This window comes from Microbacterium sp. Y355 (assembly GCF_059445345.1).
The window spans coordinates 135,395-149,705 of the sequence record NZ_JCAIUD010000002.1 but is presented as its reverse complement, the minus strand read 5'-3'; the positions used below and the strand labels follow the sequence as shown (position 1 = coordinate 149,705).

The window sequence follows — 14,311 nt, the reverse complement described above, 5'->3', positions numbered from 1 at the left end:
GACACAATGCCCACCACCGCACCCCCGATCCCTGCCTCGGATATCGATCCGTTCTCTACTGAGTTCCTCAGCGACCCGTTGCCCTTCCACGAAGAGCTCCGCGAACTCGGTCCCGTCGTCTACCTGCCTCGCTACGATGTCCACGCCGTCGCGCGATATGACGATGTTCACCGGGCGCTGACCGATTGGCAATCGCTGCAGTCAGGCGCTGGCGTAGGACTCAGCAACTTCAATCACGAGGCGCCCTGGCGTCCGCCAAGCCTCTTACTTGAAGCCGACCCGCCTCGCCACGATGCCCCGCGTGCCGTTCTGTCACAGCTGTTGTCGCCGCGACGACTGCGCGCGCTGGAGTCGCGCTGGCAGACGGATGCCGTCGCCTTGGTGGAGCGAGTGCTGTCGGAGGGGCACGAGTTCGATGCCGTGACCGCCCTCGCCGAGCCCTTCCCTCTGCGTGTCTTCCCTGACGCGGTGGGAATCGGAACGCAGAACAGGGAAAACCTCCTTCCCTACGGCGACTTCGCCTTCAACGCTTTCGGTCCGATGAACGAACGGGTCACCGATCCGGCAAAGACCATCGGCCCGACAGTCGAGTGGATCGCTGCACAGTGTCGTCGTGAGAATCTCAGCGAGACCGGGTTCGGTGCGCAGATTTGGGAGGCAGCCGACCGCGGTGAGATCGGATACGAACAGGCGCCGCTCATCGTCCGCTCGCTACTGACCGCCGGCGTGGACACGACCGTCACCGGCATATCCGCCGTGCTGCACGCCGTCGCCACGCACCCGGATCAGTGGCAGCGGCTCCGCGCCGATAGAGGTCTGCTGCCACGCGCCTTCGAAGAGGCAATCCGACTCGAGTCTCCGGTGCAGACCTTCTTCCGCACCACGACGACTGAAACACGGATCGCAGACGCCGTGCTTTCGCCAGAACGCAAGGTACTCATGTTCCTCGGCGCTGCGAACCGCGACCCGCGCCGATGGACCGACCCCGGGAGATTTGATCTGTCACGAGACCCCTCCGGCCACGTCGGATTTGGCATGGGCATCCATCACTGCGTCGGCCAGCACATCGCGCGGTTAGAGGCAGTGACGCTCCTCGACGCCCTCCTCGACCGAGTCTCATCCATCGAACTCACCGAACCTCCACGGCGACACTTGAACAACACGCTGCGCGGTTGGGAAAGCATGCCGGTGCGTGTGGACGTCTGACTATGTGAGGAGGCAAGCCCGTCAGTGATTGCGTGCGCGTCGTCGGTGCGTCCCCATAACGCCGTGGTGGAGAGCTTTCTCGCGTGTCGACTCAGTTCACGTCGTTGATGGGCACCGTGAGAACGCTGTCAAGGAACCGGCGAGTCACCGCAAGTTGGCTCTCGTGACCGACGCCGTAGAGACGCTGGAGCTGCAGTCCGTCAGAGAGGGCGACATAAGTCTGCGCGGCCTCCGCTGGAGTGATCCCCTCGCGCACGTCACCACGTTCTGCGGCCTCTTCGAAGGCACCGCGCACCGTGCCCAGAATCAGTTCGTAGCGTTCACGGAAGTAGACGTGCGCGGGGTGATCATCAGCGGTCGCCTCTGCGGCAAGGATTGCGAACAGCTGCGTGAGGCCGCGGTCATCCTGGTCTCGCTCGGCAATCGCAAGCAGCCCACGGAGAAGTTCGACACCCTGTCGCCCCTCGAGATGACGCACAGCGTCGAGATCGCGTTGCTGCAGGACGGCTTCAAGAAGACCGGGCTTCGTCGGAAAGTGATGAGCCACACCAGGAAGTGTCATCCCCGCCCGCTTGGCAATCTCACTCATCGAGCTGTTCAGATACCCGTACCGCGCAAACACCCCGAACGCGGCGTCGAGAATCTCCTCGCGCCGCTTCGGAGTCTTGGCATACTCGCCGCGTGGGCCCGGTCTGCGTGGCATCCAGCAAAGCTACCAAAACCTTCAACAAGTTAAAACTTTCACTCCTAAAGGTTTTCGTGCTAGCTTTTCGTCGTCGCCACAGTTTCGTGCCGACACACCCGATCGTTCCGAGAGGACGTGCAAAGATGCACCGCACCAAAATCATGCGCGCCGTTGCCATCGGCGGACTCGTCACCGCGCTTGCGGCAACAGGCTGCTCAGCGCAGGTGCCCGCCGCTAGCGACGAGCCGACGATGCTCCGCCTTGGAGTCGTCACACAGCTGGCGTCGTTCGCTCCCTGGGAAGCATCCTGGGCAAATCAGTCGCCCTACCTGCAGGCTGTCTATGACACGCTGCTGCGGACGGACCCCGACGGAACGATCGTGGCAGGGCTCGCCACCTCGTGGGAATGGGACGAGTCACGAAGCATCCTCACGCTCACCCTCCGCGACGACGTGGAGTTCTCCGACGGTACGGCGCTCACCGCGCAGGTCGCGGCCGACAACCTGACCCGCTTCCGTGACGGCACGAGCGAGAACGCGTCCTTCCTCGCCGGAATGACGTCAGCGGAAGCGCCGGATGACACGACGCTCATCATCACGCTCGGCGCTCCTGACCCCGCACTCCCGGTATACCTGAGCCAGAACGCCGGCCTCGTCGGCAGCTCGGCGATGTTCGACTCGCCGGATGCACAGACGACGCCGATCGGAAGCGGACCCTACCTACTTGACGAGCAGGACACCGTCGTCGGATCCAAGTGGGTGTTCGATGCGAATCCCGACTACTGGGACTCCGAGTCGGCTCACTACGACTCGATCGAGATGAGTTTCTACGGTGACCCGACAGCGCTAATGAACGCTGTCAAGGGCGGCCAGGTGGATGCGTCTAACGCGCAGAGTCCGACGCAGATTCCCGAAGCGGAAGCCGCCGGCTTCACCGCACTGACGTACGAACAGAACTGGAGTGGATTCCTGCTGGTCGACCGCGCCGGTCAACTCAATCCCGCCCTGGGTGATGTCCGTGTCCGCCAGGCGTTCAACTACGCGCTCGACCGGGAAGGGCTACTTCAGGCGCTCGCCGGCGGACTGGGAACACCTACAACCCAGGTGTTCGGCGTCCAGTCGTCTGCTTACGATGACGCTCTCAATGACGCCTACCCCTTCGACCCCGAGAAGGCGAAGTCACTTCTCGCTGAAGCCGGACACCCCAACGGCGTCGACCTCGTCATGCCGAGCAACAACTTCGTCCCAGAGTCGGAGTTCGCGATCTACAAGGAGCAGCTGGCAGCCGGCGGCTTCAACGTCGAATGGCAGACGACCGGCGACGACCTGTTCGGACAGATGCTCGGCGGCACATGGTCGGCCTTCCCGTTCCTCCTGCAGACCGACCCGACATCGTGGCAGACGATCCAATTCTCGATGCTTCCCGAATCGGCGTGGAATGTGTTCCATGTCGGCGATCCAACGGTCATCGAACTCGCCGAGGTTGTGCGCTCGGGCGACGAGGCGGATGCGGATGCGGCGGCCAAGGAGCTCAACGAGTACATCGTCGATCAGGCATGGTTTGCACCGATCTATCGGCCATCCTCCGCTTTTCTGACAGCGGAGGGCACCGAAGCAGTCGTTCAGGCCGACAACGCGATGCCGTACCTGTGGAACATCCGCCCCTCCGAGTGAGATAGGAAGAACCGTTCCGGGGCCGGTCAGAACCGCCCCGGAACGGGCAACATCAATGCTGACCTTCATTCTTCGCCGCCTCGCTGCTGGCGTTTTGACCGTGGCGACCATCTGCATACTCGGGTTCTTCCTGCTGTACCTCGGTGCCGCAGGCGTCGCCCGACGGATTGTGGGTGCGACCGCCGACCCCGAGATCGTCGCACGCAAGGAACAAGAGCTGGGACTCGATCGCCCACTTATCATTCAGTTCGCCGATTGGGCGAGCGGGGCCCTCACAGGCAACCTCGGCCGTTCCTGGTTCTCCGGGCAGCCGGTCACTGACGCCCTCATGAGCCGCCTCCCCGTCACGCTCTCGCTCACAATTGGTGCGATCCTCGTGACCGCCATGGTGGGCACTGTTATCGGCGTCGTTGCCGCCACCCGTCGCGGGTGGGCCGACCGCAGTATCCAAATCACCTCTGTCGTCGCCTCCGCAATTCCCGGCTTTCTCGTCGCGTTGGTCCTCGTCCTCACCTTCGCCATCGGACTGCGCTGGGTACCTGCGACGGGATACATTCGCCCCGAGACATCGATCACAGGTTGGCTCTCCACAATCATTCTTCCCGTCATCGCCCTCTCGATCGGCGCCATCGCCAGCGTCGCGCAACAGGTGCGCGGTTCGATGGTGGATGCACAACGAATGGACTACGTGCGTACGCTGCGCGCTCGCGGCATCCCGCACCGCGCGGTCGTATACCGGCACGTCCTCCGTAACGCCTCTGGGCCGGCACTTAGCGTCCTCGGCATCCAATTCATCGTTCTTTTTGGCGGTGCCGTCGTTGTCGAGCAGGTGTTCTCCCTGCCCGGGCTCGGTCAGACTGCCGTCTCGGCGACGCTCCAGGGCGACATCCCCCTCGTCATGGGATTGCTCGTCATGACTGCGCTCATCGTGCTCCTGATCAATCTCGCCGTCGACCTTCTGCAGGGATGGCTCAACCCGAAGGTGCGTCTGTCGTGACAAACTCTGCTGCCGCTCCCGCGCACCGATCGCTTGGCCGTCGCCTCTTGCGCAACCCGCTAGGAGCGGTCTCTTCCTCCTACCTCGTTCTGCTGCTCGCCGTCGCAGTATTCGGCCCAATGCTTGCGCCCCACTCCGCCGATTCGTCTTCGCTCCCCCTCGTGCTCGCGCCACCCAGCCCCGAACATCTGCTCGGCGGCGACAGTGCCGGAAGAGACGTTTTCTCCCGACTTATCCACGCGAGCTCGACGAGTCTTCTCGGTGCAACTATCGCCGTCGCGGTCGCCGCTGCGCTCGGGGTCACAGGCGGCCTCATCGCGGGGTACCGAGGCGGCTGGTTTGACGGCATCGCCAGCTGGCTCGCTGGCACGATCCTCTCTCTCCCCGCCATCGTGGTCTTGCTCGCGGCGCGCTCGGTCATCGGCCCGTCGATCTGGCTGATCATGGCGATCTTCGGCGTCGTACTGGCACCCTCCTACTACCGCATCGTCTATGGCGCAGTAGTAGGAGTGCGCGGAGAGCTCTACATTGACGCTGCGCGAGTATCAGGGTTGAGTGACCTGCGCATCGTCGGGCGCCACATTCTCACAGCCGTCCGCGCACCCGTAATCCTGCTTACGGCCGGCCTCTTTGCCGTCGCGATCGCAATCCAGGCGAGTCTGGATTTCCTGGGTGTTGGTGATCCCTCGCTACCCACCTGGGGAGGCATGCTGAGCGAAGGGTTCACGAACCTCGCGCGCACCCCATGGCTAATGGTGTGGCCAAGCCTCGCGATCGCGCTGACGTGTATTGCGTTGAGTCTTTTTGGCACCGCGTTGCGCGACGAGCTCGAGCAAACGGGTGACGCCACGTCAACACGATACGTCGCTTGGAGCGCTCCCCTGCCGCGGCCCGCATCTGCGATCACGCACGACGACGCAGCAGCCGAGCCGTTGCTCAACATCGAGGGCCTCTCGATTGCGTACCGCATCGAGAGCGGATGGAAGACAGTCGTAGACGACGTGTCGATCGCGATCGGTCGTGGCGAGATCCACGCGCTGATCGGCGAATCCGGTTCCGGTAAAACACAGACTGCATGGTCGACCCTGGGGCTCCTCCCCTTGGGCGGCACGTGCGTCGCTGGCGCGATCACGCTCAACGGCACTGACCTGCTCCGCGTCACCGACCGCGAGATGCAGCAGGTCCGCGGCCGCCGCATCGGTTACATTCCGCAGGAGCCGATGTCGAACCTCGACCCCTCCTACACAATCGGGCATCAGCTCGCGGAACCGATGCGCGCAGTTCTCGGACTCTCCCGACAGGCAGCGCGCGCACGTGCGCTGGAGCTTCTCGGCCGTGTCGGGATCACCGATCCGGCACGCACGTTCGCCGCCTACCCCCACCAGATCTCAGGCGGTATGGCCCAGCGAGTACTCATCGCGGGTGCCATCGCTTCGGAGCCCGAGATCATCATCGCCGACGAACCCACGACGGCATTGGATGTCACGGTCCAAGCTGAGATCCTCCAGCTGCTGCGCGACCTCCAGCGGGAAACGGGTATGTCGATGTTGCTCGTGACCCACAACTTTGGCGTGGTCGCAGATCTGGCCGACCGGGTGTCGGTGATGCGGTCCGGAAGCATCGTCGAGACCGGGTCCGTCGCGGATGTCTTCGCCTCGCCCCAGCACGAATACACGCGCGGGCTGTTTGCCGCGCTCCTCGATGATGCCCCCGCTCGTGGCCCGCTCACTCTCGGATCGGACTCGGTATGACCCTCCGCGAATCACACATGTCGACGCCGCTGCTCGATATCCGGGAACTCCGCGTCGCGTACCCGGCGCGCGGCTTCCGACGGCCGCCCGTCGAGATACTCCATGGCGTGACCCTCGATGTCCGCGCCGGTGAAACCGTCGGGCTCGTAGGTGAATCAGGCTCGGGTAAGTCGACCCTCGGGCGTGCCGTTCTCGGGCTCGCGCCCGTCACTGGTGGCACCATAATGATCGACGACGAAGATACCTCGCACGCTTCGCGGAGCCGCCGACGCGCGCTCGCAGGCGACCTACAGGTCATCTTTCAAGATCCTTATTCGTCGCTGAGTCCGTCACTCACAATCGGTGACACTCTTTCCGAGCCGCTCCGCGCGAGCGGAATGTCGTCGAAGGATGCCGCCCGTCGCGTTGGCGAACTGCTCGATCTCGTTCACCTCCCCTCGGACGCTGCCCGTCGCCTGCCACGTGAGTTCAGTGGCGGGCAGCGCCAGCGAATCGCTATCGCCCGTGCCATCGCCCTCGAGCCGCGCATCATCGTGTGCGACGAGCCGGTCTCGGCCCTCGACCTCACGACGCAGGCACACATTCTCGATCTCCTGCTCGAGGTGCAGGCGCGAACCGGCGTCGCCTACCTCTTCATCTCGCATGATCTCAATGTCGTGCGAGTGCTGTGCCATCGGGTCGCCGTCATGAGCGGGGGCGAAATCGTGGAATGGGGCGATGGTGACACTGTGACATCGACCCCTTCACACCCCTATACGCGTCGCCTCCTTCTAACCTCACCCGTGGCAGACCCGAAAGAGCAGGCACGCCGCCGCACACTTCTGCACGCGGTGAAGAACGAATCTGCAACCGCTATGACCGTTATGGAAGAAAAGTCATGAATCATTCTCAGCCGACCGCTCCCGATCAACGCGTCCGCGCCCACGAGGTCGTCGCCGGCTTGAGCGCACAAGAGAAAGCAGGGTTGCTCTTTCACCCGATCCTCATGATTGACGCAGACCACGATCCGGATGCGCCATCACCCTTCGGACCGTCCAGTCGAGAGCTGATCGTAGATCGTGGCATCCGCCATTTCTGTCTCGCCTCCGTTCCTTCTCCCGTTGAGACTGCGGTAGTGCTCTCTTGCTTGCAGGAGATCGCTGTCTCACACGGATCTCGGCTGCCTATCGTCTTCTCGAGTGACCCGCGTCACTCATTCCTCAATAACATGGGCGCGACACATCGCGCCGCTGGTGTTTCACAGTGGCCTGAACCGATAGGTCTCGGCGCCCTTGACGACCCAGACCTTGTCGAGACTTTCGCCCGGATCGTGCGCGACGACTACCGCGCGATGGGCATCCGCATGGCGTTGCACCCGCAAGTCGACCTCGCCACCGATGCACGATGGGCACGCCAGGCGCAGAGTTTCGGGGCCGACCCCGCACTCACGTCGCGCCTGCTTTCGGCATTCCTCGCCGGCCTCCAGGGCCCAGAACTTGGCAGCACAAGTGTTGCTGCCACCGTCAAGCACTTCCCTGGTGGTGGTCCGCAGAAGGACGGTGAAGACCCGCATTTCCCTTATGGACGCGAGCAGGTGTACCCGGGCGGGCGCTTCGAGGAGCACCTTCTTCCGTTCCGCACAGCAATTGCCGCTGGCGTCGCGGCGATCATGCCCTACTACGGCATGCCGGTCGGTCTGGCTCGTAGCGGTCGCCCGATCGAGGAGGTCGGATTCGCGTTCAATCGGGCACTCATCACTGACCTGCTTCGGGACGAACTGGGCTTTACCGGTGTCGTGTTAAGTGACTTCGGTCTCATCACCGATGCGCATGTGTTCGGCAAGCCATTCCCTGCCCGTGCGTGGGGTGTCGAGCATCTCGACACCGCGGGTCGAATGGCGCGTCTTTTTGCCGCGGGCGTCGACCAACTCGGCGGCGAGAGCGACACGGCACAGCTGCTCCGCCTGCTAGACGATGATCTTGTCAGCGAAGATCGTATCGACAACGCGGCGACGCGAATCGTCGATGTCATGCTAAGGCTCAACGGCGACGATTTGGGATCATCCGCGCCCGACGCCGCACTGATCCCCGCTCGTGAGCACGTCGCGTTAGGCCGCCACGCTCAATCGCGGGCGATCACCGTACTGAAGTGCATCGACAACGCGCTGCCGCTGATTGGCCCCCTCCGCGTGCATGTCCTCAGTCTCGACCCGGTGGACCTGCCGACCGACTGGGAAGCGACCGACCTGGAGACTGCCGATGTCGCGATCGCGCGCCTGTCGGCGCCGTTTGAACCCCGCGACCAGTTTTTCCTCGAAGCCGGAATGGAGCAGGGTTCGCTGGAGTTCCCCACCGAGGTCGTCGAACAACTGCGCGCGATCGCAGCACGCGTGCCGTTGATCATCTCGGTCACACTTAGCCGTCCGGCGATCCTGACACCGTTCGATGAGTTCGCCACTGCGATCGTCGGCGACTACGGCGCTTCCGACGCGGCACTATTGGATGCGCTCGCTGGTCGAGTTGCGCCCGAAGGGCGTCTGCCCTTCGAGCTGCCGCGCAGCATGGCCGCAATTGCGGCGAGCAGGCCAGATGTGCCAGGCGACACCGTCGACCCGCTGTACCCCGCAGGCTGGAGTGCGAACTACTCGTCACTCGAAGCAGAAGGACTAAACCGATGAGCGCTCCCGTCCGCATTGGATCCGTCTCAGCGGAGCGCCGCCGAGACACCCCGTTCGTCGCGACCGATCGTCCTCGACTGTCGTGGATCGTCGACTCTGCCCCTTCGGGATGGCAGCAGGCAGGGGCGCAAGTCCGCCTCGACGGAGAGCGCATCGTGCACCTCGACGGAGATGACCACGTTTTCGTGCCCTGGCCCTTCGCGCCCCTGCAAGGCGATGCCCCGCACACCGTAGAACTGCGCGTTGTAGGTGCGAACGAAGAGGCATCCGACTGGAGTGCACCGCTCGTCGTTCGACTCGCGCGGGTGGCAGAATGGGAAGCCCCGTTCATCGGACTGGCCTCGCCCACTCGTCCGGCCCACCCGGTGTTGTTGTCGCGCACCATCGACGTCACCGAGGGTCTCGTCTCGGCGGTCATGCACGTCTCCGCGCTCGGCATCGCCGCCGTCACCATCGACGACACGTCGATCGATGATTCCGTCCTGGGCCCGGGCTGGACAAGCTACGACTCGCGCGTCCTCCACGACACGATGGACGTCCTGCCCTTACTCTCCCCCGGCTCGCACGACGTACGAATCGCGCTGACGGGCGGTTGGTACACGGAGGAGTATGGCTTCGGCGCGCAGGGCACGCGTGTATACGGAGAACAGCCGGCCGTCGCAGCCGAACTCCACCTGCGCTGGGCAGACGGCCGTCGACAAGTGATCGGAACGGATGCTTCGTGGCACGCGACCGGCACGTGGCAGGTCGTTGACTCTGGCATCTATGCCGGTGAGAGCGTTGACCTGCGACGCGATCCCGTGGACCACGCACCCGCCGTGATTGTTGAGACGTCTCTTGTTCCGATCGCCCGAACGTTCGAGCCCGTTCGCAGGATCGAGACCATCGCACCAGTGTCAATCGAGCGCATCACTGCCGACACATATCGACTCGACTTCGGTCAGAATCTCGTGGGAAACCTGCGACTCGCGGTGAACGGGCCAGAGGGAACCGAGATCACCGTGCGCCACGCAGAGGTGCTCGACAATGGCGAGCTCGCGACGCGGCCGCTCCGCCGCGCGAGTGCGACCGACCGGTACATCCTGGATGGCGATGGGCATCGCGTCCTCGAGCCGATGGGCACATTCCATGGTTTCCGCTTCGCCGAGATCTCGGGCTGGCCTGAAGAGCTCGACCCCACCGCCGTCGTCGCCGTTGTGATCCATACAGACATGCGTCGCACTGCCTGGTTCGAATCGTCTGCTCCCCTCCTCGACAGGCTGCACGAGAACGTCGTGTGGTCGATGCGCGGAAACTTCCTCTCGGTGCCCAGCGACTGCCCGCAGCGTGATGAGCGGATGGGCTGGACCGGAGACGCGCAGGTTTTCGCCCCGACCGCCGCCACGCTGTTTGACTGCGATGCCTTCCTGTCGAACTGGCTTGAAGACCTCGCCTTTGAGCAGAGCAAGCGCGATGGAATCGTGCCGTTCGTCGTGCCCGATGTGCTGCGCTTCCCTGTCGCGCCGACAGCGGCGTGGGGAGACGCTGCGACAGTGATCCCGACCGTACTGGCCGACCGTTTCGGCGATGAAGCGGTCCTCGCGCGACAGTTCGACTCCATGCGCGCCTGGGTCGACAGCATCCTTCCGCTACTGGACGCGGACGGCCTCTGGGCCAACCACAATCAGCTCGGCGACTGGCTCGATCCGCTGGCACCGCCGGATGCCCCGAGCCTCGCACAGACACCGGGTGACATCGTCGCCACCGCGTATCTGTTCCGATCTGCAGATCTCGTGGCTCGCGCAGCAGCCAGGGTTGGGCGTCCCGAGTTCATCGCGCGCTACGCCGAGATCGCCGAGCGCACCCGCAAGGCGTTCTTGGCCGCCTACGTGACGCCACTCGGCCGCATGACTGCTGATGCGCCCACCGCATATGCGCTGGCTCTCGTCTTCGGCATCTCGACTGTTCCCGCACAGCGTCAAGCACTCGGCGATCGACTGGCGCATGTTTCTCGCCGGACTGCATTTCACATCGCGACCGGGTTCGTGGGCACTCCGCTCGTGCTCGACGCACTCGTGGACACAGGCCACGCTGAGACAGCCGGTCGGCTGCTGCTACAGACGGGCTATCCGTCGTGGCTGTATCCCGTCACAATGGGCGCAACAACCGTGTGGGAGCGGTGGGACTCGATGCTCCCCGACGGTTCTGTCAACCCGGGCGAGATGACGTCATTCAACCATTACGCGTTCGGCGCCGTCGTTGACTGGCTGCACCGCAGGGTCGCGGGGGTCGCCCCCGTCGAACGCGCGTATCGTCGGATTCGCTTCGCTCCGACGATCATTGACGGTCTCGACCACGCAGCGACGACAATCGACACGCCGTCCGGTCGGGTGGTCGGCGGGTGGGAACGGTCAGGCGAAAAGATTGCGCTGCGACTGACGGTGCCTGTCCACTCCACCGCCGAAGTTGTCCTGCCAGACGGAACCGCTGTTGAAGTCGGCCACGGCACGCATTCATGGACGATCACCGCGCCCACTGGACACAGCGAACTTCCATTGCCGTCATTAGAATCAACGTTCCGCGAGATCGCCGACGATGCGGACGCGTTGGCGACTGTCCTCGCGACCTTGGAAGAGCACGACCCCTCGTATGCGGCGCTCGCGCGGCGCCGGATCGATTGGAACGTCGAGGACCCGCTGCCAGCAGGACTATATGACATGCCGCCCGCAGCGTTTGGTGCCCTCGCGGGCGCGCTGGGCAACCTCGCGGCGACGCGCGCTCAGGACTGAGTCGGAGTTGTCACGCAACCACGGCTGTAAACCGTCCACCCGACTCGATCCGCTGCTCCTCAGCGCCCGGAAGTAGAACGATACCTTCGACGCCAGTGGGCACCGAGAGGGTGTATTCGGTTCCGTCCGCCGTGCGTTGCCAGGCTGCCTCAATGAGGCCGTATGGCGAATCGAAGGCGATCCGAGCATGTTCGAGATCTCCGCCTGGCTCCGGCGCCCAGCGGATCCGTTGATAGCCGGGGGCTGCTGGCGAGAGCCCGCCAATCACGCGGTGCATCCAGTCGGCCACGGAACCGAGCGCATAGTGGTTGAAGCTCGTCATCTCTCCGGGGTTGATCGTGCCGTCCGGCAGCATCGAATCCCAACGCTCCCAGATCGTCGTTCCACCCATGCGCACCGTGTACAGCCATGAGGGGCATTCGGTCTCGAGAAGCAGATCGTATGCAGTGTCGAGGTGTCCTGATGCCGATAGTGCGTCGCTGATCACTGGCGTCCCGGCGAACCCGGTCGCGATCCGGTTGCCCTCCTCGCGCACGAGTTCGGCCAGCCGGCGCCCCGCGGCTTCCTCCTCGTCCGCGCTCAAAAGTCCGAAGCGAATCGCGAGGGCATAGGCAGTCTGCGCATCAGATGTCAGCTTCCGATCACCCGTCACATACTCGGCGCGGAACGCATCACGCGCCTCGGCGCCCACACGTGCGTACCGGTCCGCGTCGGCGTCTCGTCCCAGCAGTCGCGCAATGTCCGCCAAGCGTCGCGTCGAGTACGCGAAGTACGCAGCCGCAACCAGGTATTTATCCGTCCGCGCGTCGGCCGGATCATGCGGCGGTGCGGCGGGGTCCAGCCAATCTCCGAGTTGATGCCCACTTGACCAGAGCCTGCTGGGTCCGGCCTGACGGATCATGCGTTCGACCCACTTCTGGGCGCTGTCGTACTGGCGACGGAGAACTTCGATATCTCCGAAACGCTCGTACAGCGTCCACGGCGTGAGCACCGCGACATCTCCCCACACAGCGCCTGTCTCGATCGGCGTCCACGAGGGACCTCCGGGGATCACGGGAACGAACCAGGGAACAGTTCCGTCTGGGAGCTGCTCGAGCGCGACATCGACGAGCCAGTTCTCGAGGAACCCCGCGGAGTCATAGAGGAACGACGCCGTGGGCGCGAACACCTGGATGTCGCCTGTCCACCCCAGGCGCTCGTCGCGCTGCGGGCAGTCGGTGGGGATGCTGAGAAAGTTCCCTCTCATACCCCAACGGACGTTCTCATGCAGACGGTTGAGATCACTGTTCGAGGTCTCGAACCAGCCGGTGCGCCGCATGTCGTTGTGCAGCACGCGCGCGACGACATCCCCCTCTGCAAGATCAGTCAGCCCTGCTACCGTCGCGTACCGGAACCCGTGGAACGTGAATTTCGGTTCCCAGGCCCGGGCGGGACCGCCGTCGAGCGTGATGGTGTCGTGAGCGTCGGCGAGGCGCAACGGGCGCACACCGAGCGCGCCGTTGTCGAGCACCTCGGCGTGACGCAGTTCGATTACCTGTCCGGCATCACCACTCACCCTCACGCGCAGACGTCCGACGAGGTTCTGTCCGAAGTCCAGCAGGTGAACATCCTCGCTCATGCGAGTCACAGTCACCGGTGCGAGCTCCTCGGTGCAGCGCACCGGTGGGAGCGAGGGCGCCACGAGCGTGTGGGGATCCCGACGCCCCACTGTCACTGGCTTCCATCCCTCGTGCTCGGCTGTGGAGCTCGACCAATCAGCCTGCTCAGCGCGCGCATCGTGCTTCTCACCGTCGTACAGCCCGGAGATCTGGATGGGACTGCGGGCAGCCTGCCAGGTGCTGTCTGTGGCAACCGTGGCCCGAGTGCCATCTTCGTGGACCAATTCGAGCTGGGCGATCAGCGCCTGGTCGGCCCCATAGAGGTCGCGATACCCGCCATTGAATCCGAGGCGTCCCCGGTACCACCCGTCACCGAGCCACGCGCCGATCACGTTTTCGCCGACGTGGATGTCGTCTGTCACGTCGAACGTCCAATAGACCAGCCGCTCGTCGTATTTCGTCCAACCGGGTGAGAGCTCGTGGTCGCCTATCCGACGTCCGTTGATCTCTGCCTCGTAGAGGCCGTGCGCGGTGACGTAGAGGCGGGCACGGGCGACCGGACTCTCTACGGTGAAGCCGCGTCGGACGAGCGCCGGTCGGCGCTCCGTATCTGCGGCCTCCACCCATCCACCCCCGACCGGCTCAGCCGCCCAATCGGTGGCCAGAAGAAGTCCAGCCTCTGCAAAAGCAGGTTCACTCCACTCTGACCACGCAGCATCGGCGCCGCGGACGCGAACGCGGATCTCCACCCGTTCCCTTGAGGTCAGCGGCTCGAAGGGCCACGCCACCAAAACCTGCCCTGCGCCGCTTCCGGAGGCCACCACGATGCCGTCCGCGCGTTCGCAGGAGATCTGCCATCCGTGCTGTGTCCAGCCGCTCTCAGCGGAGGTTTTCCACGACACGCGTGGCGTCGGCGTACCGAGCCCCAAAGCATCGTCGAGGTGTTCGAACCGGGGCGCAGATATCCTCACGCGGTT

9 protein-coding genes are annotated in these 14,311 nt (G+C 64.2%); 7 read left to right on the top strand and 2 right to left on the bottom strand.

What is annotated here, in order from left to right; translation table 11 throughout:
* The first annotated feature begins 6 nt into the window (after positions 1-6).
* Positions 7-1,206: a cytochrome P450 gene (locus AC1C2O_RS17730; RefSeq protein ID WP_495431893.1), complete on the top strand. Its 1,200-nt coding sequence runs from the start codon at positions 7-9 to the stop codon at positions 1,204-1,206.
* 91 nt (positions 1,207-1,297) lie between these two features.
* Here AC1C2O_RS17730 and AC1C2O_RS17725 read toward each other — a convergent pair whose 3' ends face one another.
* Positions 1,298-1,909, bottom strand: a complete 612-nt coding sequence (locus AC1C2O_RS17725; protein WP_495431892.1) for a TetR family transcriptional regulator — start codon at positions 1,907-1,909, stop codon at positions 1,298-1,300.
* Between the two features lie 125 nt (positions 1,910-2,034).
* Between AC1C2O_RS17725 and AC1C2O_RS17720 the strand changes: the two genes are divergently transcribed.
* Genes AC1C2O_RS17720 through AC1C2O_RS17695 form a run of 6 tightly spaced genes read left to right on the top strand, consistent with a single transcriptional unit; the run spans position 2,035 to position 11,736 of the window.
* A complete protein-coding gene (locus AC1C2O_RS17720; protein WP_495431891.1) occupies positions 2,035-3,564 on the top strand; it encodes an ABC transporter substrate-binding protein in 1,530 nt (509 codons plus the stop codon).
* Between the two features lie 55 nt (positions 3,565-3,619).
* Positions 3,620-4,561 (top strand): ABC transporter permease, encoded by a 942-nt coding sequence (locus tag AC1C2O_RS17715; protein WP_495431890.1) that lies wholly within the window; start codon positions 3,620-3,622, stop codon positions 4,559-4,561.
* A complete protein-coding gene (locus tag AC1C2O_RS17710; RefSeq protein WP_495431889.1) occupies positions 4,558-6,312 on the top strand; it encodes an ATP-binding cassette domain-containing protein in 1,755 nt (584 codons plus the stop codon). Before AC1C2O_RS17715 ends, AC1C2O_RS17710 begins: the two co-directional genes overlap by 4 nt.
* Positions 6,309-7,193 (top strand): ATP-binding cassette domain-containing protein, encoded by an 885-nt coding sequence (locus AC1C2O_RS17705; protein WP_495431888.1) that lies wholly within the window; start codon positions 6,309-6,311, stop codon positions 7,191-7,193. Before AC1C2O_RS17710 ends, AC1C2O_RS17705 begins: the two co-directional genes overlap by 4 nt.
* Positions 7,190-8,968, top strand: a complete 1,779-nt coding sequence (locus tag AC1C2O_RS17700) for a glycoside hydrolase family 3 protein (RefSeq protein WP_495431887.1) — start codon at positions 7,190-7,192, stop codon at positions 8,966-8,968. Before AC1C2O_RS17705 ends, AC1C2O_RS17700 begins: the two co-directional genes overlap by 4 nt.
* The gene (locus AC1C2O_RS17695; RefSeq protein WP_495431886.1) at positions 8,965-11,736 is read left to right on the top strand and encodes a family 78 glycoside hydrolase catalytic domain; all 2,772 of its coding nucleotides are present in this window, start codon (positions 8,965-8,967) and stop codon (positions 11,734-11,736) included. Before AC1C2O_RS17700 ends, AC1C2O_RS17695 begins: the two co-directional genes overlap by 4 nt.
* A 10-nt stretch (positions 11,737-11,746) precedes the next feature.
* On the opposite strand, the gene AC1C2O_RS17690 is transcribed toward AC1C2O_RS17695, so the two are convergent.
* Positions 11,747-14,305, bottom strand: coding sequence for a family 78 glycoside hydrolase catalytic domain (locus AC1C2O_RS17690; protein ID WP_495431885.1), 2,559 nt, complete (start codon positions 14,303-14,305; stop codon positions 11,747-11,749).
* Positions 14,306-14,311: the final 6 nt, after the last annotated feature.